The 20,189-nt window shown below is 71.9% G+C and carries 18 protein-coding genes; 15 read left to right on the forward strand and 3 right to left on the reverse strand.

The features are described from left to right. Positions 1 to 35 precede the first annotated feature (35 nt). The 5 genes from IE107_RS05390 to IE107_RS05410 all read left to right on the forward strand — a co-directional run bounded on the left by IE107_RS05390 (position 36) and on the right by IE107_RS05410 (position 6,258). Entirely contained in the window at positions 36 to 512 is a 477-nt protein-coding gene (locus IE107_RS05390; RefSeq protein ID WP_308434208.1) for a hypothetical protein, read from the forward strand. 79 nt (positions 513 to 591) lie between these two features. After that, positions 592 to 3,834: a S41 family peptidase gene (locus IE107_RS05395; RefSeq protein WP_189541585.1), complete on the forward strand. Its 3,243-nt coding sequence runs from the start codon at positions 592 to 594 to the stop codon at positions 3,832 to 3,834. A 107-nt stretch (positions 3,835 to 3,941) separates the two neighbouring features. After that, complete coding sequence (locus IE107_RS05400; protein WP_189541587.1) at positions 3,942 to 4,301, forward strand: histidine triad nucleotide-binding protein; 360 nt, start codon at positions 3,942 to 3,944, stop codon at positions 4,299 to 4,301. Positions 4,302 to 4,319: 18 nt separating this feature from the next. Next, positions 4,320 to 5,228, forward strand: coding sequence for a ribonuclease Z (locus tag IE107_RS05405; protein WP_189541589.1), 909 nt, complete (start codon positions 4,320 to 4,322; stop codon positions 5,226 to 5,228). A gap of 37 nt (positions 5,229 to 5,265) precedes the next feature. Then, entirely contained in the window at positions 5,266 to 6,258 is a 993-nt protein-coding gene (locus IE107_RS05410; protein WP_189541591.1) for an adenosine deaminase, read from the forward strand. Here the strand turns inward: IE107_RS05410 and IE107_RS05415 are convergent. Beyond that, a complete protein-coding gene (locus IE107_RS05415; RefSeq protein WP_189541593.1) occupies positions 6,222 to 7,577 on the reverse strand; it encodes an MFS transporter in 1,356 nt (451 codons plus the stop codon). The genes IE107_RS05410 and IE107_RS05415 overlap by 37 nt on opposite strands. A 340-nt stretch (positions 7,578 to 7,917) precedes the next feature. On the opposite strand from IE107_RS05415, the gene IE107_RS05420 reads away from it, so the two are divergent. The 9 genes from IE107_RS05420 to era all read left to right on the forward strand — a co-directional run bounded on the left by IE107_RS05420 (position 7,918) and on the right by era (position 16,449). Further along, a complete protein-coding gene (locus IE107_RS05420; protein ID WP_189541595.1) occupies positions 7,918 to 9,042 on the forward strand; it encodes a carbohydrate kinase family protein in 1,125 nt (374 codons plus the stop codon). Between the two features lie 142 nt (positions 9,043 to 9,184). Next, positions 9,185 to 10,216, forward strand: coding sequence for a PhoH family protein (locus IE107_RS05425; RefSeq protein ID WP_189541597.1), 1,032 nt, complete (start codon positions 9,185 to 9,187; stop codon positions 10,214 to 10,216). A 9-nt stretch (positions 10,217 to 10,225) separates the two neighbouring features. Next, a complete protein-coding gene (gene ybeY, locus IE107_RS05430) occupies positions 10,226 to 10,723 on the forward strand; it encodes an rRNA maturation RNase YbeY (RefSeq protein ID WP_189541599.1) in 498 nt (165 codons plus the stop codon). Beyond that, on the forward strand, positions 10,720 to 12,012 hold the full coding sequence (locus tag IE107_RS05435) for a hemolysin family protein (protein WP_189541601.1): 1,293 nt from the start codon (positions 10,720 to 10,722) through the stop codon (positions 12,010 to 12,012). The genes ybeY and IE107_RS05435 overlap by 4 nt, the downstream gene beginning before the upstream one ends. After that, positions 12,009 to 12,362 carry an MmcQ/YjbR family DNA-binding protein gene (locus IE107_RS05440; protein WP_189541603.1) on the forward strand — a complete coding sequence of 118 codons (354 nt, stop codon included), beginning with the start codon at positions 12,009 to 12,011 and terminating at the stop codon, positions 12,360 to 12,362. The genes IE107_RS05435 and IE107_RS05440 overlap by 4 nt, the downstream gene beginning before the upstream one ends. Positions 12,363 to 12,439: 77 nt before the next feature. Next, complete coding sequence (locus IE107_RS05445; RefSeq protein WP_189541605.1) at positions 12,440 to 12,793, forward strand: cytidine deaminase-like protein; 354 nt, start codon at positions 12,440 to 12,442, stop codon at positions 12,791 to 12,793. Between the two features lie 211 nt (positions 12,794 to 13,004). After that, a complete protein-coding gene (locus tag IE107_RS05450) occupies positions 13,005 to 14,384 on the forward strand; it encodes a WxL domain-containing protein (RefSeq protein WP_373302397.1) in 1,380 nt (459 codons plus the stop codon). Positions 14,385 to 14,467: 83 nt separating this feature from the next. Next, positions 14,468 to 15,412: a WxL protein peptidoglycan domain-containing protein gene (locus IE107_RS05455; RefSeq protein ID WP_189541607.1), complete on the forward strand. Its 945-nt coding sequence runs from the start codon at positions 14,468 to 14,470 to the stop codon at positions 15,410 to 15,412. A gap of 62 nt (positions 15,413 to 15,474) precedes the next feature. Continuing rightward, entirely contained in the window at positions 15,475 to 16,449 is a 975-nt protein-coding gene (gene era, locus IE107_RS05460) for a GTPase Era (protein ID WP_189541609.1), read from the forward strand. A 236-nt stretch (positions 16,450 to 16,685) separates the two neighbouring features. Here era and IE107_RS05465 read toward each other — a convergent pair whose 3' ends face one another. Both IE107_RS05465 and IE107_RS05470 read right to left on the reverse strand, forming a co-directional pair. Next, positions 16,686 to 16,952, reverse strand: a complete 267-nt coding sequence (locus tag IE107_RS05465) for a protealysin inhibitor emfourin (protein WP_189541611.1) — start codon at positions 16,950 to 16,952, stop codon at positions 16,686 to 16,688. A gap of 31 nt (positions 16,953 to 16,983) precedes the next feature. Then, positions 16,984 to 18,060 (reverse strand): M4 family metallopeptidase, encoded by a 1,077-nt coding sequence (locus IE107_RS05470; RefSeq protein ID WP_189541613.1) that lies wholly within the window; start codon positions 18,058 to 18,060, stop codon positions 16,984 to 16,986. Positions 18,061 to 18,354: 294 nt separating this feature from the next. Here IE107_RS05470 and leuA point away from each other — a divergent pair, with 294 nt between their 5' ends. After that, entirely contained in the window at positions 18,355 to 20,142 is a 1,788-nt protein-coding gene (leuA, locus tag IE107_RS05475; RefSeq protein WP_189541615.1) for a 2-isopropylmalate synthase, read from the forward strand. Positions 20,143 to 20,189 lie beyond the last annotated feature (47 nt).

Below are 20,189 nucleotides of genomic sequence, written 5' to 3' on the forward strand. Positions count from 1 at the left end.
CATGGGCCCGGGGAAGAGAACGGCGCTTTCTGGCCGTGTCCGCACTTGTGGTCGCGGCGGGTGCCGTCGCCTGTGAGCCGGCGGGCGGACTGAATTCCGCGTCCATCGCCGTGACCACCGACCAGGTCGGCACCGGCGCACTGGAGCGCAACGGGGTCGTCGTGCGATGGCTGAACTGCACCGCCGGGGTCGACGGGAACGGGATCGCGGCCGCCTCGCCCGCCGCCTCGGCCCGCCGGACCGCGGACGTCAACTGCACCGGCAAGACCGGGGGCGGCGAGGCCATCATGCTCACCGGCAAGGTCACCCAGGCGCTCAGCGGGCGGTGCGTGCGCGGCGATCTGACCGCGACGGCGGGTGGGAGGTCCGTCTTCCGGGCGGATGCGCTCGGCAACTGCGACGCCACCCCGTCGACCGTCGTGGTCGACCCGCCGCCGGCCGGTGGCGGCGTCGGCTTCCGGCCGACGGTCACCGTCACGGTGACGGTGACCGAGAGGCCCATGGGCAAGTGAGCCCGGCGGCGTTCCGCGGCCCGTCGCACTCCGGCCAACCCGGTTACGCAGAGCAGGGCCGCGGCCTAGGGTGAGCGGTGTGACACAGCTTGCCTACCTCCGATACCCCCATGTCCAGGGCGATTCGATCGCCTTCACCGCCGAGGACGATGTCTGGCTGGCGCCGCTGGACGGCGGCCGGGCCTGGCGCGTCAGTGCCGACAACCGGCCTGTCACCGGCCCCCGGATATCACCCGACGGGACCCGGGTCGCCTGGACGTCCACCCGGGACGGGGTGCCCGAGGTGCACATCGCGCCGGCCGGCGGCGGCCCCTCGGAGCGGCTCACCTACTGGGGCGACGAACGGACCGCCGTCCACGGCTGGACGCCCGGGGGCGAGGTGCTGGTCGTCAGCGCCCAGGGGCAGGCGTCGCACCGGCGCACCTGGGCCAGGGCCGTCCCGGTCGACGGCGGTCCCGCCCGGACCCTGCCGTACGGGCCGGTCGGATCGCTCGCGTACGGGCCCGGCGGCCGGGTCCTGCTGCTCTCGGTCACGATGGGGCGCGAGGCCGCCACCTGGAAGCGCTACCGGGGCGGCACGGCAGGCAAGTTGTGGATCGAGCAGGAGCCCCCGGCGGACGGACCGGCGGAGTTCGTCCGGCTCCACGCGGAGCTCGACGGGAACATCGAGTGCCCGATGTGGGTGGGGGAGCGGATCGCCTTCCTCTCCGACCACGAAGGCGTCGGCGCGCTCTACTCCTCGCTCCCGGACGGCTCCGACCTGCGCCGCCACACCGGCGTCGACGGCTTCTACGCCCGCCACGCGACCACCGACGGCACCCGTGTCACCTACGCCTCGGCCGGTGAACTCTGGCTGCTGGACGGCCTGGAGGGCGACGCTTCCCGCCGCCTCGACATCCGGCTCGGCGGCCAGCGCACGGACCTCCAGCCGCACTCCGTGCACGCCGCCGGCCACCTCGACTCCGCCTCCCCGGACCGCACCGGCCGCGGCAGCGCCGTCGGGACACGCGGCGCCGTCCACTGGGTCACCCACCACGGGGGCCCGGCCCGCGTGCTCGCCGCGGAACCGGGCGTACGGGCCCGGCTGCCCCGCACCTTCCAGGCCGACGGCGACCAGCACGTCGTCTGGGTCACCGACGCCGAGGGCGACGACGCCCTGGAGTGCGCACCCGCCACCGGCACCGCCCCCGGCGCCGCACCGCGACGCCTCGCCGCGGGCCGCATCGGCAGGGTCCTGGACCTCGCCCCGTCCCCCGACGGCAGCCGGTTCGCCGTCGCCGCGCACGACGGGCGGGTCCTGATCGTCGAGCGGGAGAGCGGCGAGGTCCACGAGGTGGACCGCAGCGAGCACGGCGACGCCTCCGGCCTCGTCTTCTCACCCGACTCCTCCTGGCTCGCCTGGTCCCACCCCGGGCCCGAGCCGCTCAGCCAGCTCAAGCTCGCGCACCTCGCCGATCTCTCGGTCACCGAGGCCACCCCGCTGCGCTTCCGGGACTTCTCCCCGGCGTTCACCGGCGACGGCAAGCACCTCGCGTTCCTCTCCGAGCGGTCCTTCGACCCGGTCTACGACGCCCATGTCTTCGACCTGGCGTTCATCGGTGCCTGCCGCCCGCATCTGCTGACGCTCGCCGCCACCACGCCCTCCCCGTTCGGGCCGCAGCGCCACGGCCGCCCGACGGAGAAGGAGAAGGGCGGCGGCGAGGGCGACCAGGACAACCCGACCGCGCTGCCCGTCACCCGCATCGACCTCGAAGGGCTCGCCGACCGGATCCTGCCGCTGCCCGTCGGGGCCGCCAACTGCTCCACGCTGCGGGCCGCGAAGGACGGGCTGCTGTGGCTGTGCCACCCGGTGACCGGGGTGCTCGGAACGAGCGGCGCCACCCCCGACTCCGGGCGGCCCGAGACCGTGCTGGAGCGGTTCGACCTGGAGAAGCTGCGCTGCGAGGAACTCGCCTCGGACGTCAGTGACTTCGCGGTCAGCGGGGACGGCAGGCGGGTCGTCCTGCACACCCGGGGCAAGCTGCGCGTCGTGCCGTCCGACAGCCATGTCGCCGCCGACGACGAGGACGGCGGCAGCGACGGCGGCGTCACCGTCGATCTCTCCCGGATCCGGCGGACCCTCGAACCGGCCGCCGAATGGCGCCAGATGTACGACGAGGCCGGGCGCATCATGCGGGACAACTTCTGGCGCCCCGACATGGGAGGCCTCGACTGGGACGGGGTCCTGGAGCGCTACCGCCCGGTGCTGGAACGGGTCGCCACCCACGACGACCTGATGGACCTGCTGTGGGAGGTGCAGGGGGAGCTCGGCACCTCGCACGCCTATGTGGTGCCGCCCGGTGGATGGCGCGACGACTCGGCCCGGCAGGGGCTGCTCGGCGCGGACATCTCCCGTACGGAGGCGGGCAGTTGGCGCATCGACCGGATCCTGCCGTCCGAGACCTCCGACCCGGAGGCCCGCTCGCCGCTCGCCGCGCCCGGGGTGGCGGTGCGCTCCGGGGACACGATCCTCGCCGTCGACGGCTGCCCGGTCGACCCGGTGACCGGGCCCGGCCCGCTGCTCACCGGCTCGGCGGACAAGCCGGTCGAGCTGACGGTCTCTCCGGTGGACGGCGGCGACCCCCGCCATGTCGTCGTCGTACCCCTCGCCGACGAGGAGGCGCTGCGCTACCACGCGTGGGTCGCGGACCGGCGGGCGTATGTGCACGAGCGCTCCGGCGGGCGCCTCGGCTACCTCCACGTCCCCGACATGGTCGGCTCGGGCTGGGCGCAGCTCCACCGCGATCTGCGGGTCGAAGTGGCCCGTGAGGGGCTGGTCGTGGACGTCCGGGAGAACCGCGGCGGCCACACCTCACAGCTGATCGTGGAGAAGCTCGCCCGCCGCGTCGTCGGCTGGGACATGCCGCGCGGCAGGCGGCCCTTCAGCTACCCGCAGGACGCGCCGCGCGGGCCGGTGGTCGCCGTGGCCAACGAGTTCTCCGGCTCGGACGGCGACGTCGTGAACGCCGCGATCAAGGCGCTGGGCATCGGGACGGTCGTCGGCACCCGGACCTGGGGCGGCGTGGTCGGCATCGACGGCCGGTACCGGCTGGTGGACGGGACATCGGTCACCCAGCCCAAGTTCGCGTTCTGGCTGGAGGGTTACGGCTGGGGTGTGGAGAACCACGGGGTCGATCCCGATGTCGAGGTCGTGATGACGCCGCAGGACCATGTGGCGGGGCGGGATCCGCAGCTGGACGAGGCGATCCGGATCGCGCTGGCGTCACTGGCACGGACACCGGCGAAGCGGGCGCCGGAGCTGCCGGAACTGCCGGGGGCATAGGGGGAGCGGAGGCGGTGTGCCTGCGGCGGGCAGGGGAGCAACACCCGCCGCAGGCGGCCCGATAGCATGCGGTACAGCGATCACCGTCAACCCGAGGAGCCGGCCCCATGGCAGGAGAACCGCAGCCCGACTGCCTGTTCTGCAAGATCGTCTCGGGCGAGATCCCGGCAACCATCGTCCGCGAGACCGAGACCACCGTCGCCTTCCGGGACATCAACCCGCAGGCTCCCACCCACGTACTCGTCATCCCGCGCGTCCACCACCGTGACGCCGCCGCGCTCGCCGCCGCCGAGCCGGCGATCGCCGCCGACATACTGCAGGAGGCCGGGCGGGTCGCCGCCGACGAGAAGATCGTGGACACCGGGTACCGGGTCGTCTTCAACACCGGCTCCGGTGCCGGCCAGACCGTCTTCCATGCGCACGCCCATGTCCTGGGCGGCCGCGGACTGCAGTGGCCCCCCGGCTAGAGCGGCCGGTCGCACACCGTGTCCGTACGCGAACTCGTGGTCCTCGGCACCGCCAGCCAGGTCCCGACCAGGCACCGCAACCACAACGGCTATCTGCTGCGCTGGGACGGCGAGGGCATCCTCTTCGACCCCGGTGAGGGCACCCAGCGCCAGATGCTGCGGGCCGGTGTCGCCGCGCACGACATCGACCGGATCTGCGTCACGCACTTCCACGGCGACCACTCGCTGGGCCTGGCCGGGGTGATCCAGCGGATCAACCTCGACCAGGTCCCGCACCCGGTCACCGCTCACTACCCGGCGAGCGGGCAGCAGTTCTTCGAACGGCTGCGGTACGCCACCGCCTACCGCGAGTCCGTGGAGCTGACCGAGGCCCCGGTCACCGCCGACGGGGCGCTCGCCACCACCGACGCGTACACGCTCAGCGCCCACCTGCTCTCGCACCCCGTCGAGTCGTACGGCTACCGGCTCGTCGAGCCCGACGGGCGACGCATGCTGCCCGAGAAGCTCGCCGCGCACGGCATCAAGGGCCCGGACGTCGGCCGGATCCAGCGCGAGGGCGCCCTCGGCGGCGTCACGCTCGACGACGTCTCCGAGCGCAGGCGCGGCCAGCGGTTCGCGTTCATCATGGACACGAGGCTCTGCGAGGGCGTGCATGTGCTCGCCGAGGGCTGCGACCTGCTGGTCATCGAGTCGACCTTCCTGGACGAGGACGAACGGCTCGCCACCGAACACGGCCATCTGACCGCCGGTCAGGCGGCCCGGGTGGCCCGGGACGCGGGCGTACGGCACCTCGTGCTGACGCACTTCTCGCAGCGGTACGACGACCCGGCCGCCTTCGAGACCCAGGCCCGCGCGGCGGGGTACGAGGGCGAACTGACCGTCGCCCAGGACCTCGGCCGGGTCCCCGTGCCGACCCGGCACCTCTGAACACATCGGCACCACTGTCTGTGAGCGTGAAAAACCCGTGCATCTCCCCAAAGCCGAACTCCACCTCCACATCGAGGGCACCCTCGAACCCGAACCGGCCTTCGCGCTCGCCCGGCGCAACGGCGTGCGGCTGCCGTACGCGGACACCGAGGAGCTCCGCACCGCCTACCTCTTCGAGGACCTGCAGAGCTTCCTGGACCTGTACTACGCGCTGATGGCGGTGCTCCGGACCGAGGAGGACTTCGAGGAGCTCGCCGACGCGTATCTCGCCCGCGCCGCCGCGCAGGGCGTCAGACACGCGGAGATCTTCTTCGACCCGCAGGCGCACACCGCCCGCGGCGTCCCGATCGGCACCGTCGTCGAGGGGCTCGGCCGGGCGCTGGACCGCAGCGAGGAGAAGCACGGCATCTCCACCCAGCTGATCATGTGCTTCCTGCGTGACCAGTCGGCCGAGTCGGCGCTGCGGACCCTGGAGGCGGCGAAGCCGTATCTGCACCGGATCAGCGCGGTCGGCCTCGACTCGGCGGAGGTCGGCCACCCGCCCGCCAAGTTCCGCGAGGTGTACGAGGCGGCCGCGGCGCTCGGGCTGCGCAAGGTCGCCCACGCGGGCGAGGAGGGCCCGCCCGAGTACATCCGGGAGGCCCTGGACGTCCTCGGGGTGGAGCGCATCGACCACGGGCTGCGCTGCATGGAGGACCCGGAGCTGGTGAAGCGGCTGGTCGCGGACCGGGTGCCGCTCACCCTCTGCCCGCTGTCCAACGTCCGGCTGCGGGCCGTCGACACCCTGGAGGAGCACCCGCTGCGGGCCATGATGGCCGCCGGACTGCTCTGCACCGTGAACTCCGACGACCCCGCCTACTTCGGCGGATACGTAGGGGACACCTTCCACGCCGTCCACGGGGCGCTCGGCCTGGACCACGAGCAGTTGCGCACACTGGCCCGCAACTCCTTCGAGGCGGCCTTCCTCGACCACGACGAGGAGCGCAGGGCGCGCTATCTGGCCGAGGTCGAGGCGTACGCGTTCGACTGACCGGCTCCGTCCGCCGGACCGGCCGTCCGGAACGCGCCCCGGACCGGGCGCCTGCGGCGCACGGGCAGGCTGATCTCCGTGACGGCCTGCTCGGGCGCGCCCAGCTCGGGCACGGCGCCCGGCACCGCTCCGGTGGTGACGGCGAGCAGCGCGGCCGGTGCGCCACCCCTGCGGCGCACCGATCCCGGCACCAGCGGGCGGCCACCGGTGTGCAGGGCGACGGCCGTGACCGGGGCCGCGACCAGCAGGGTGAGGGCGCCCAGGATCAGGCCCATGACGGGGTAGCCGGCCTGCTCGGACAGCACACTGCCGAGGACCGGCCCGCAGGCCACGCCGACGGAGGACGCCGAGCCCGCGAGGACCGCCCAGCGGCCGCGTACGTCCAGGGAGGCGGCCAGACCGATCAGGTACGACAGGACCACGGGGTAGATCGTGTTCCAGAGGATCTCGCCGGTCGCGAACCGGCCGAGGCTCCCGGCGGACGAGCTGAGCACGATGCTCGCCGCGATGATCACGGTGCCCAGACCGATCGGCACCGCCCGGCCGAGCCTGGAGCCCAGCACCCCGGCGCCCATCACCCCGAGCAGGCCCGCGCCGAGCGCGGCGGCGAACACCGCGCCGATGGTGACCTCGGAGAGCCCGACCTGGTCCACCCCGATCCGGCTGCTGACGCCCCACAGCGCGTTCTGCGCCATGGACCAGACGAGCATGCCGCCCGCGAGCACCAGACCGGAACGGCGGTGCGGCAGCCGGGAGGCGGCCGGGGCGGCGGGGCCGACGGGCACGACGCCGCCGAGCCGTGCGGTGGCCGGCCAGACGACCAGGGCGACCAGGGCGATCGAGGCGAACGGCAGCCGGTGGCCGCCGCCGAGGTGCGGGATCGTCAGATAGAGGGCGCCCGCCGTCGCGGAGACGCTGAGCAGCCCGAGCGAGGAGGTCCGGTGCGGATCGCGCTGGGCGGCGATGCCCGAGGCGGCCACCGCGGTGGCCGTGCCGGAGCCGAAACCGCCGATCACCGCGCCCAGGACCACCAGCGGCACCGACCCGGCCAGGGCGGCGCAGCCGTACCCCGCCATGGCCAGCACCAGTCCGATCCGGGCCGGCCGCCGCGGCCCGTACGTCTCGACCCGGCCCGCCAGCGCGAACCCCGCGGTCGCCGAACTCAGCAGCAGGGCGCTGCCGACCAGCCCGGACTGCGCCGTACTGAGACCGAGACAGACGGAGAGCCGCCCGACGATGGTGGGGAGCAGATAGGCGGCGAGGTAACCGGCGGTGAACACGGCGACCAGGGGCCACGCGGCGCGAGGGCGCGGGGACATGGGCGTTCCTGAAGACATGCCGGTGTACGGCAGGGAAGGCAGGGGAGGGCAATGCGGGAAATACGGGAAGGTCGGGCCACTCGTCGGCAACCGTCGCCGAAGGGGCTCGCGGGCCAATTTGTATCAACCGCGGCCAGTTGACCGAAAGGCACCCTCGTGTGATCTGGATCACTTGTGCGTTTACACTCTGGGAGTGCGGGTAGCAGCGCATGTTTATGCAGGTCAGCGACTGGATGAGAGGCGCCGCGACGAGCCCTCCGGGCGCCGACGGCGCGCACCCGCCGGTTGCGGCGGTGAATCGGGCACACTGGCCGGATCTGCCACGACCGGGGAGTGCAAGGTGAGCACGGACATTCCAGGTATCGACCCACTGGACGGGCTGCGCGCCCCGCAGGACCCGGACTGCGACGTCTTCCTGACCGGCACGGTCTTCCTCGACATCATCTTCACCGGCCTGGACAGCGCCCCGGTGCGCGGCACCGAGTCCTGGGCGCGCGGCATGGGCTCCAGCCCCGGCGGCGTCGCCAACATGGCCACCGCCCTGGCGAGACTGGGGCTGCACACCTCGCTGGCCGCGGCCTTCGGCGACGACCACTACGGGGAGTACTGCTGGGACGCCCTGGAGCAGGGCGAGGGCATCGACCTGTCCATGTCGCACACCGTCCCCGGCTGGCACTCGCCGGTGACCGTCTCGATGGCGTACGAGGGCGAGCGGACGATGGTCTCGCACGGCCACGAGGCCCCCGGCCCCGAGGGCGCCCACGGCGCCGCCCTCCCCGCCGGGGAGCCGTGCTTCCCGCGCTGCCCGCCCCGCGCCCGCGCCGCCGTCGCCTCGCTCGCCCCGGGCCGCACCGAACCGTGGGTCGCCACCGCGGCCCGCAACGGCGCCCGGATCTTCGCCGACACGGGCTGGGACGACACGGGCCGCTGGGACCTGGACGCCCTCGCCGATCTGGAGCACTGCCAGGCCTTCCTCCCCAACGCCGAGGAGGCGATGCGCTACACCCGCACCGACTGCCCCCGTGCCGCCGCCCACGCCCTGGCCGAGCGGGTACCCCTCGCCGTGGTCACCCTGGGCGCGGAGGGCGCGTACGCGGTGGACTCGGCGACCGGGGAGAGCGCCGAGGTGCCCGCGATCGAGGTCGAGGCGCTCGACCCCACCGGTGCGGGCGACGTCTTCGTCGCCGGTTTCGTCACGGGCACCCTGGCGGGCTGGCCGCTGGCCGACCGGCTGGCCTTCGCCGGGCTGACCGCGGCGCTCTCGGTCCAGGAGTTCGGCGGATCGCTGTCGGCGCCGGGGTGGGCGGAGATCGCCGCCTGGTGGCAGCAGATCCGTACCCTCGCCGACCAGGACCCGGCCGCGCTCCAGCGGTACGCCTTTCTGGAGGAACTGCTGCCCGCCGCGGCGCGGCCCTGGCCGTTGCGCCGCGCGGTCCCGACGATCGGCTTCCGGCGTCCCGCCTGACGACCGGGTGCGCCTGTTCGTGAGCGTGTGCGAAAAAGCCCTCGGTGTTGCCGGTGCGGAGTCGTAGGCTTGTAAATCCGAGAGGTTGTCGATCGGCGAGAACCTTGCAACGGGAGGTATGTGCAGGCCACAGAGCCGGCCCATGACTCAGACACCCACAGCCCAGACCCCTGCGCCGAGGCAGGCGCGAGCCCACTTCACCGTCCCCCCCAGCCATCCGATGGTGACCGTTCTGGGTTCCGGCGACGCCTTGCTGCGCGTGATCGAGACGGCCTTCCCGGCGGCCGACATCCACGTCCGGGGAAATGAGATCAGCGCCGCCGGAGACGCGACGGAAGTCGCTCTGATCCAGCGCCTGTTCGACGAGATGATGCTGGTGCTCCGCACCGGTCAGCCGATGACGGAGGACGCAGTGGAACGCTCGATCGCCATGCTCAGGGCGACGGAGAGCGGCGAGGGGGACGGCGAGGAGACGCCGGCCGAGGTGCTCACCCAGAACATCCTCTCCAGCCGCGGTCGCACAATCCGCCCCAAGACGCTCAACCAGAAGCGGTACGTCGACGCGATCGACAAGCACACGGTCGTCTTCGGCATCGGCCCCGCCGGTACCGGCAAGACCTATCTCGCCATGGCGAAGGCCGTCCAGGCCCTTCAGTCCAAGCAGGTCAACCGGATCATCCTGACCCGGCCCGCGGTCGAGGCGGGTGAGCGGCTCGGCTTCCTGCCCGGCACGCTCTACGAGAAGATCGACCCGTATCTGCGTCCGCTCTACGACGCGCTGCACGACATGCTCGACCCCGACTCCATCCCCCGGCTGATGGCCGCGGGCACGATCGAGGTGGCGCCTCTGGCGTACATGCGTGGGCGGACGTTGAACGACGCGTTCATCATTCTGGACGAGGCGCAGAACACCAGCGCCGAGCAGATGAAGATGTTCCTGACCCGGCTCGGTTTCGACTCGAAGATCGTCATCACCGGTGACGTCACCCAGGTCGACCTGCCGAACGGCACCAAGAGCGGACTGCGCCAGGTCCAGGAGATCCTGGACGGCGTCGAGGACGTCCACTTCTCCCGGCTCACCTCCCAGGACGTTGTCCGGCACAAGCTCGTCGGCCGTATCGTCGACGCGTACGAGAAGTACGACAACCGAGACAGCCACAACGGGAAGCAGTAGCAGCGCACCATGTCGATCGACGTCAACAACGAGTCCGGAACCGAGGTCGACGAGCAGGCGATCCTCGACATCGCCCGCTACGCACTCGCGAGGATGCGGATCCACCCGCTCTCCGAGCTCTCGGTGATCGTGGTGGACACCGACGCCATGGAACAGCTCCACATCCAGTGGATGGACCTTCCGGGCCCGACCGATGTCATGTCCTTCCCGATGGACGAGCTGCGTCCGCCGGCCAAGGACGACGAGGAGCCCCCGCAGGGGCTCCTCGGTGACATCGTGCTCTGCCCGGAGGTCGCCCAGAAACAGGGCGAGGAAGCGGCGACCCGGCACTCCATGGACGAGGAGCTCCAGCTCCTCACCGTCCACGGAGTGCTGCACCTGCTCGGGTACGACCACGAGGAGCCGGACGAGAAGGCCGAGATGTTCGGCCTCCAGGCCGCGATCGTCGACGGCTGGCGCGCCGAGCACGGCCTGACCGGCCCCTCGCCCGCCCCCACCGTCTCGTGAGCGTTCCTTTCGTCCTGGGTGCCGTTCTGCTGGTCGTCCTCGGCTGGCTCGCGGCCTGCGCGGAGGCGGGCATCGCCCGGGTCTCCAGCTTCCGGGCCGCCGAGGCGGTCCGCTCCGGGCGGCGCGGCAGCGGGAAGCTGGAACAGGTCGCGGCGGACCCGACCCGCTATCTCAACGTCGCCCTGCTGGTGCGGGTCGCCTGCGAGATGTCGGCCGCGGTGCTCGTCACGTACGGCTGCCTGAAGGAGTTCCCGCGGACCTGGGAGGCGCTGGCCGTCGCCATGGGCGTGATGGTCCTCGTCTCCTATGTCGCCATCGGCGTGTCGCCGCGCACCATCGGCCGCCAGCACCCGCTGCACACGGCCACCGCCGCGGCGTACGTGCTGCTGCCGCTGGCCCGCGTCATGGGCCCGATCCCGCAGCTGCTGATCCTGATCGGCAACGCGGTCACCCCGGGCAAGGGCTTCCGCAAGGGGCCGTTCGCCAGCGAGGCCGAACTGCGCGCGATGGTCGACCTCGCCGAGGCGGAGTCGCTGATCGAGGACGAGGAGCGCCGCATGGTGCACTCCGTCTTCGAGCTCGGCGACACGCTGGTGCGCGAGGTCATGGTGCCGCGGACGGACCTGGTCTGCATCGAGCGCTACAAGACGATCCGGCAGGCGCTCACCCTGGCCCTGCGCTCCGGTTTCTCGCGGATCCCGGTCACCGGGGAGAACGAGGACGACATCGTCGGCATCGTGTATCTCAAGGACCTGGTCCGCAAGACCCACATCAACCGCGAGTCGGAGGCCGACCCGGTCTCCACCGCGATGCGCCCGGCGGCCTTCGTGCCCGACACCAAGAACGCCGGTGACCTGCTGCGCGAGATGCAGCAGGAACGCAGCCACGTCGCCGTCGTGATCGACGAGTACGGCGGCACGGCGGGCATCGTCACCATCGAGGACATCCTCGAGGAGATCGTCGGCGAGATCACCGACGAGTACGACCGCGAGCTCCCGCCCGTCACGGAGCTGGGGAACGACTGCTACCGGGTGACCGCGCGCCTCGACATCGGCGACCTCGGGGAGCTGTTCGGCTTCGACGAGTACGACGACGAGGACGTGGAGACCGTCGGCGGACTGCTGGCCAAGGCGCTGGGGCGGGTCCCGATCGCCGGGGCGTCGGCCGTCGTCGACCTGCCGGACGGCCGTCGGCTGCGGCTGACCGCGGAGTCCCCGGCGGGCCGCCGCAACAAGATCGTCACGGTGCTGGTCGAGCCCGTGGCGCCGCAGGGGGAGGACGAGGGGTGACCCCGCAGCAGCTGAGGGCGTTCTGCCTGGAGTTCGACGCGAGCGCCGAGGAGTTCCCGTTCGGCCCCGAGACCTCCGTCTTCAAGGTGCTCGGCAAGATGTTCGCGCTCAGCGCGCTGGACGCCCGGCCGCTGACGGTGAACCTGAAGTGCGACCCGGACGAGGCGGTGCGGCTGCGGGAGAAGTACGACGCGGTGGTGCCGGGCTGGCACATGAACAAACGGCACTGGAACACGGTGACGGTGTCCGGGGTGCCGGACCGGGTGCTCCGCGAGCTGATCGAGGACTCCTACGACCTGGTGGTGGCGGGGCTGCCGAAGGCGGACCGGCTGCGGCTCGACCGGCCGTAGGGCCTCTCCGGCGGATCAGGGCCGAACAGGCCCTGGGTGGTGCGCGGGCCGGCGCGCCCGGTTCGTATGCTCGGCACATGACTGACAGCACCGACCTCGGCGCCGAGGACCGCAAGATCGTCACGCTGGCGCGCAGCGCCCGCGCCCGCAACGGCGTGCCGGAGGGCGCGGCCGTACGGGACGAGACCGGGCGTACGTATGTCGCGGGCACCGTACGGCTGGAGTCGCTGAAGCTCAGCGCGCTGCAGACCGCCGTGGCGATGGCCGTGGCCAGCGGGGCCACCTCCCTGGAGGCGGCCGCGGTGGTCTCCGAGGCCGAGACGCCGTCGGACGAGGACCGTGCCGCGGTACGGGACCTGGGCGGCCCGGACACCCCCGTACTGCTCGCCGGACCCGACGGCACACTGCGGGTCAGCGTGACGGCGGGCTGACACCGGCACGACCGCACACCGTGCACGAACGCCCCGCACCGACCGGTGCGGGGCGTTCGCATGCCGGGCGCGGGCAGCACGGATCTTGACAGCATCTGATGGGTCATCAGCCGATGTGTTCCGCTCCCATTGACTTCTTCGGGGCCGGAGCCGTCAATGGGCCCCCGTCGGCGCGGAGAGCCGCCGCGCCGCATCCGCAGGAGGGGGCTCCATGCGCCAGTCCGTCCGAAGTATCAGCATGCGAAGATCCGGTGCCCGAAGACGGCGTGCGCCGGGCCGTCGCTGGGCCGCCGCGCTGGGCGTCGGCGCGCTCGTCCTGGCCGGGGGAGGGGGACTCGCGGGCCCCGCGCAGGCCATGGCCACCGCCTCGGTGCCGGTGGACTTCCCCACCCACTGCATCCCGCCGGCCATCGCGGGCATCCCGCCGATCGACGGGCCCACGAAGGCCGAGATCACCGTCGACAACGCCGCCCCGAAGGTGGGCGACACGGTCACGGTCACGTACACCGTCGTCGAGCCGGCCGCCGGGAACCCGGTCGACCTGGCGCTGCCCGCCGACATCATGACGCCGACCGGGAAGGTCACCGTCGGCGGTGCGCAGAGCGCGAGCGTCACCGTCGCGGGCCCGAAGAAGAACGACCCGGTCCCCGGCAAGGGTGCCTTCCCGTCGTTCTCGATGACCGGCACCTTCACGGTCACCGCACCCGGACAGATCACGCTCTCGCCCGGCGACTACAACATCCACACCAGCTACATCATGGAGCTGGACACCCCCTGCACGGTGACGGACCCGCCCGCTCCCGTCTCCGAGACGATCATCGCGACGGACGAGGGCGGCCAGGTCAACGAGCGTGCCATCCAGCTCGGCGCCGCGTCGGGCAGGGCGGGCGACGCGGTCACCGTCACCGGGTCGAAGTTCACTCCCGGCGCGGACATCACCCTCGCTGGCCGGGCCGGTGACGCAGCGACCGCCGACACGGCCACCGCCAAGGCCGACGGCTCCGGCAACTTCAGCGGTCGGCTCACCGTCGACGATCCGGCGACCACCGGCATCGTCGCCTACGAGGGCGGCAGCTGGGACCCGGCCAGGGGCGCCGGACCGCAGTCCTACACCGTCACCGGTGGCGGCGGGATCCCGGACGGCAGCCAGCGGCTCAACACCTCCATCGAGGCGGGCACGCTCTCCATGGTCCAGGCCGGGGACGCCGTCGAGATGTCGGCAGTCGACTTCGGCCGCGGCGGCGCCTCCCGGGGCTCCCTGCAGACGGTCACGGTCGAGGACTTCCGCGGTGGCCCCGCGGGCTGGTCCCTGACCGGAAAGGTCACCGACTTCAAGGGCCCCGGCGGCACGACGATCGGCGCCTCCGCACTCGCCTGGACCCCGGTCTGCGCGACGAAGCCCGGCAGCCCGAGCACCTGCGCGGCGGGTTCCGCGGGTCCGGTCGGCAGCGCGGGCGCCACCCTGGCGTCCACGCCGAACGGGACCGTCACCGGCGGCGAGTTCACCGTCGACGCCCGGCTCGCGCTGAACGTACCGGCGTACACCGCCCCCGGCGCGTACTCCGGCGTGCTCACCCTCACCCTCACCTGACCGAGCGGTCCCGACCAGCAGGCGGACCGGGCGCGCACCCGCCCGGACCGCCCGTCCCGACCACCATCCGGGGGCTTCGCACCGTGCGCACCGTCTACCTGACTCTCCTGGCCGGCGCCCTCCTGCTGATCGGCGCGCCCGCCGCCCACGCCGCGGACAACGGCAGCTGGTCGGTCTACCCGGCCACCGAACGGGCCGGCCTGCGCCCGTACTTCTACCTCTCGGCCGACCCCGGCGCCACGCTCCACGACAAGGTCACCGTCACCAACAAGACGGACCGGCCGCAGACCTTCCGGCTGTACGCGGCCGACGCCTACAACACCGCGCGCGACGGCGGCTTCGCCGTACGGTCCCGCGACGAGCGACAGCGCTCCGTCGGCGCCTGGGCGCGGACCGACCGCGACCGGGTCACCGTGGAGCCGCACGGCTCGGTCACCGTCCCGCTCACCATCACCGTCCCCGAGGGCGCCGAACCGGGCGACCACCCCGGCGCGCTCGTCGCACTCGACGAGCGCGTCGACCCGGCCGACGCCGGTGCCGTCGCCGTGGGCATCCAGAAGGCGGTCGGCGCCCGGATCTACCTGCGGGTGAACGGCCCCACCATGCCCGCCATCTCCGTGGACGACATCCGGGTCGAGCACACCCGGCCGCTGGTCCCCGGCACCGGACGCAGCCGGGCCGTCATCTCGTACACGCTCCACAACCGGGGCAATGTCACCCTCAGCCCCAAGGTCGCCCTCAAGGCCGAGGGGCTCTTCGGCCGCACCCTGCTCGCCCGGGACCTGAAGCGGATCCCCTCCGAGCTGCTGCCCCGCCAGAAGGTCCGGCTGACCGAGCAGTGGGCCGACGCGCCCCAGCTGGAATGGGGCGAGATCCGGCTGACCGCGAGCGCCCGGCAGACCCGCGAGTCAGCCTCCGTCCCGTACTTCGCCCTGCCCTGGCTGATGGCCGGGGTCCTGCTGGTGATCGTCGGCGGGGGCACGGCGATGTGGATACGGGCCCGCAGGGGCCGTGCCCGCACCGCCTGAGGCGACACCCGGCGCGCCCCGCCGCGGCCCTTGGTGCGGCGAGGCCCCCGGGATCGGGGACAATGGGCGTCATGAGCGTTCGACCTGACACAGAAGCCGCTGCGCAGCAGGCCGCGGACAAAGCCCCCCACCGGGCCGGTTTCGCCTGCTTCGTGGGCCGCCCCAACGCGGGCAAGTCCACCCTGACGAACGCTCTGGTCGGCCAGAAGGTGGCGATCACCTCCAACCGGCCGCAGACCACCCGGCACACCGTGCGCGGCATCGTGCACCGCGACGACGCGCAGTTGATCCTGGTCGACACGCCCGGCCTCCACAAGCCGCGCACCCTGCTCGGCGAGCGGCTCAACGACGTCGTGCGGACCACGTGGGCCGAGGTCGACGTCATCGGCTTCTGTCTGCCCGCCGACCAGAAGCTCGGCCCCGGCGACAAGTACATCGTCAAGGAACTCGCGGGCATCAAGAAGACCCCGAAGATCGCCATCATCACCAAGACCGACCTGGTCGACTCCAAGCAGCTCGCCGAACAGCTGCTCGCCGTCTCCCGCCTCGGCGAGGAGCTCGGCTTCGAGTGGGCGGAGATCATCCCGGTCTCCGCGGTCAAGGACACCCAGGTCGATCTGCTGGGCGACCTGATCGCCCCGCTGCTCCCTCAGAGCCCGCCGCTCTACCCGGAGGGCGACCTCACCGACGAGCCCGAGATGGTCATGGTCGCGGAGCTGATCCGTGAGGCCGCGCTCGAGGGCGTACGGGACGAGCTGCCGCACTCCATCGCGGTCGTCGTCGAGGAGATGCTGCCCCGTGAGGGCCGCCCGGCGGACAAGCCGCTGCTCGACATCCACGCCAATGTCTACATCGAGCGGCCCAGCCAGAAGGGCATCATCATCGGCCCGAAGGGCAGGCGGCTGAAGGACGTCGGCACGAAGTCGCGCAAGCACATCGAGGCGCTGCTCGGCACGCCGGTCTTCCTGGACCTCCATGTGAAGGTCGCCAAGGACTGGCAGCGCGACCCGAAGCAGCTGCGCAAGCTGGGCTTCTGAGCTCTGCCCGGTCCGGCGGCCGGAGGGCGGCGCGGCTGCCCGAAGCCGCTGAGGCCCCCGGGCCGAAGGGCGCGAGGGCGGCAGTGGAGACGGGTCCCGAAGCAGCTGCGCACGCTGGGCTTCTGACGGGCCCGGGACGGACGACCCGGGCCCCGGTCGGACGGACGACCCGGCCGGCCGGTCGACCCGCTTCTGCGGTGGGACGGATGACGCCCCGGGTCACCGGGAGGCCGGCCTCACGCGCCCTCCTTCAGGACGCGTGAGACCAGTGCCCGCTGGGCGTCGGTCAGCCCGGGGTCCGCGCAGTGGACCGTCCGGTCGTCGACCGTGATCCGGTACCGGAAGCCGTCCGGCACCCCCTCGGGCGGGGTGGCGTGACCCGCGGCCAGCGCCGATTCGGCCAGCGCCTCCCACTCCGGGGCGTCGTCCCGCCCGGCGGTGTCGACCTCGCTGTGGCGTGCGATGCCGGCGAAGCCGCCGGTCCTGCTGACCTGAATCCGCATGCGATGTCCTCCAACGCCGGACGCCCGTGCCTCACGCGGTCGGTACGCCCACCTCCGACCATGCCTTCAGGACGGCCTCGGCCTCGTCGCCCTCGCCGTAGCGGCTGCGGGCCGCGGCGACCGTCAGCCGGGCGAAGTCCGCGAAGTCGGCGTCCACGGCCAGTTGACCACCTGTGAGCACATCGAACCAGAGCCGGCCGGCACGTTCCCACGCATTGCCGCCGAGGGCCGTCGCCAGCAGATGGAACGCGCGGTTCGGAATGCCGGAGTTGAGGTGCACCCCGCCGTTGTCCTCGCTGGTGTGGACGTAGTCCTCCATCTTCGCGGGCTGCGGGTCCTTGCCCAGCACGTCGTCGTCGTACGCCGTGCCCGGCGCCTTCATCGAGCGCAGTGCGACGCCCTGGACACCGGGCGCCAGCAGCCCGGCGCCGATCAGCCAGTCCGCCTGGTCGGCACTCTGGCCCAGCGAGTACTGCTTCACCAGGGAGCCGAAGACGTCGGACATGGATTCGTTGAGCGCGCCGGACTGGCCGTAGTAGCTCAGATTGGCGGTGTACTGGGTCAGGCCGTGGGTCAGCTCGTGGCCGATCACGTCGATGGCGACGGTGAAGTCCAGGAAGATCTCGCCGTCCCCGTCGCCGAAGACCATCTGCTCGCCGTCGAAGAAGGCGTTGTTGTACTTCTCGTCGTAGTGCACGGAACCGATCAGCGGCAGTCCGTTGCCGTCGATCGAACGGCGGCCGTATGCCTTGAGCAGCAGTTCGAAGGTGGCGCCGAGCCCCGCGTACGCGCGGTTGACGCTCGCGTCCTTTGTCGGATCCTGGCCCTCGGACCGGACCTTGGTGCCGGGCAGCCGGGTGCCGTGGCGGCAGTCGTAGAGCGTCCGGTCGGGCTTGTCGGAGGCTTCCTGCTCGGTCGCGGGGGCGACGGGCACGGTGACGACCGTGGCCATCTGACGGCGGGTGCGACGGGCCGCGTCGCCCTCCAGGGTGCGACGGGAGGGGCCGGCGAGATCGGGGTTGTCGGACTGCGAGAGCTTGTCGAGGACATGAGGCGGAACGATCGTGCAGAAGACGGGGTGGAACCCGTGCGATGACTGAGGCTGCATACCGCCGACTGTGGCACCAGGTAATCGTGATGTCACTGGTTGCGATCAGGATTGGCGAAATGGAGTGATCGGTCACTCTTGGGCGTTTCCTGTGCCCGGTCCCGCATACTGATACGGGACCGACGTATCAGGCGCCTCTCGGTTAGTCTCTTTGCATCATGCGTTTCGGGCTGCTTCTTCTTAGCTGCCGCGGCGAGGGCCTGTAGTCGTAGGCCGACCCCCTCCCCGCGGAGTCTTGTGTTGCAGCGACACAGTCGGCCGTCCCGTTGGTTGGACCCCGAGGAGCCCTACGCCATGACCGCCGCAAATCCCGCCCAGACCTCCGCCGAATCCGCCGTCGGCCGTCCGACGCCGATCACCAACGCGACTCAGCTGCAGAAGCCGTCCGGGATGCCGATCCACAAGTACGGCACCTACGAGGCCGTCGACATCCCCGACCGCACCTGGCCGGACAAGCGGATCACGGTCGCGCCCCGCTGGCTCTCCACCGACCTGCGCGACGGCAACCAGGCCCTGATCGACCCGATGTCGCCGGCCCGCAAGCGCGAGATGTTCGATCTGCTCGTACGCATGGGCTACAAGGAGATCGAGGTCGGCTTCCCGTCCTCCGGTGAGACCGACTTCGCCTTCGTCCGCTCCATCATCGAAGAGGGCGCGATCCCCGAGGACGTGACGATCTCCGTCCTGACCCAGGCCCGCGAGGACCTGATCGAGCGGACCGTGGAGTCCCTGATCGGCGCCCACCGCGCCACCGTGCACCTGTACAACGCGACGGCGCCCACCTTCCGCCGGGTCGTCTTCCGCGGCTCCAAGGACGACATCAAGCAGATCGCCGTGGACGGCACGCGGCTGGTCATGGAGTACGCGGAGAAGCTGCTGGGCCCGGAGACGACCTTCGGCTACCAGTACAGCCCCGAGATCTTCACCGACACCGAGCTGGACTTCGCCCTGGAGGTCTGCGAGGCGGTCTGCGACGTCTGGCAGCCGGAGGAGGGCCGCGAGATCATCCTCAACCTGCCCGCCACCGTGGAGCGTTCGACGCCGTCCACGCACGCGGACCGGTTCGAGTGGATGTCGCGCAATCTGTCGCGCCGCGAGTTCGTCTGTCTGTCGGTCCACCCGCACAACGACCGCGGCACCGCGGTCGCCGCCGCCGAGCTGGCCATCATGGCCGGTGCGGACCGGATCGAGGGCTGCCTGTTCGGCCAGGGCGAGCGCACCGGCAACGTCGACCTGGTCACCCTGGGCATGAACCTGTTCTCGCAGGGTGTCGACCCGCAGATCGACTTCTCGCAGATCGACGAGATCCGCCGCACCAGCGAGTACTGCAACCAGATGGAGGTCCACCCGCGCCACCCCTACGCGGGCGACCTGGTCTACACCGCTTTCTCCGGCTCCCACCAGGACGCCATCAAGAAGGGCTTCGACGCCATGGAGGCCGACGCGGCGGCCCAGGGCAAGACGGTGGATGACATCGAGTGGGCGGTGCCGTACCTGCCGATCGACCCGAAGGACGTCGGCCGCAGCTACGAGGCCGTCATCCGGGTCAACTCCCAGTCCGGCAAGGGCGGAATCGCCTACGTCCTGAAGAACGACCACAAGCTGGACCTGCCGCGCCGGATGCAGATCGAATTCTCCCGGATCATTCAGGCCAAGACGGATGCCGAGGGCGGCGAGGTCACCCCGACGCAGATCTGGTCCACGTTCCGCGACGAGTACCTGCCCAACCCGGAGAACGCCTGGGGCCGCGTACAGCTGCGCACCGGCCAGACCACGACCGGCTCCGACGGCCAGGACACGATCACCGTCGAGGCGACCGTGGACGGCGCGGACACCGTGCTGACCGGCACCGGCAACGGGCCGATCTCCGCGTTCTTCGAAGCGCTGCAGGCCATCGGCATCGACGCCCGGCTGCTGGACTACACCGAGCACACCATGAGCGAGGGCGCCAGCTCCCAGGCCGCCTCGTACATCGAGTGCGCGATCGACGGCAAGGTCCTGTGGGGCATCGGCATCGACGCCAACACCACCCGGGCCTCGCTGAAGGCGGTCGTCTCCGCCGTCAACCGCGCCAACCGCTGACCCGGCGCCCGCGAGGGCGTCGGGCCGCACGGCCGAAGACCCCGCCC

This window comes from Streptomyces gelaticus, from assembly GCF_014649535.1.
GTDB lineage: Bacteria > Actinomycetota > Actinomycetes > Streptomycetales > Streptomycetaceae > Streptomyces > Streptomyces gelaticus.

Excerpts from the sequence above, each read along its gene's own strand:
- IE107_RS05400 (WP_189541587.1), top strand. The coding sequence starts at position 3,942 with ATGGCAGGAGAACCGCAGCCCGACTGCCTGTTCTGCAAGATCGTCTCG.
- IE107_RS05465 (WP_189541611.1), bottom strand. The coding sequence starts at position 16,952 with ATGCGGATTCAGGTCAGCAGGACCGGCGGCTTCGCCGGCATCGCACGC.
- era (WP_189541609.1), top strand. The coding sequence starts at position 15,475 with ATGGGCGTCATGAGCGTTCGACCTGACACAGAAGCCGCTGCGCAGCAG.
- leuA (WP_189541615.1), top strand. The coding sequence starts at position 18,355 with ATGACCGCCGCAAATCCCGCCCAGACCTCCGCCGAATCCGCCGTCGGC.
- IE107_RS05425 (WP_189541597.1), top strand. The coding sequence starts at position 9,185 with ATGACTCAGACACCCACAGCCCAGACCCCTGCGCCGAGGCAGGCGCGA.
- ybeY (WP_189541599.1), top strand. The coding sequence starts at position 10,226 with ATGTCGATCGACGTCAACAACGAGTCCGGAACCGAGGTCGACGAGCAG.
- IE107_RS05445 (WP_189541605.1), top strand. The coding sequence starts at position 12,440 with ATGACTGACAGCACCGACCTCGGCGCCGAGGACCGCAAGATCGTCACG.
- IE107_RS05470 (WP_189541613.1), bottom strand. The coding sequence starts at position 18,060 with ATGCAGCCTCAGTCATCGCACGGGTTCCACCCCGTCTTCTGCACGATC.
- IE107_RS05450 (WP_373302397.1), top strand. The coding sequence starts at position 13,005 with ATGCGCCAGTCCGTCCGAAGTATCAGCATGCGAAGATCCGGTGCCCGA.
- IE107_RS05415 (WP_189541593.1), bottom strand. The coding sequence starts at position 7,577 with ATGTCCCCGCGCCCTCGCGCCGCGTGGCCCCTGGTCGCCGTGTTCACC.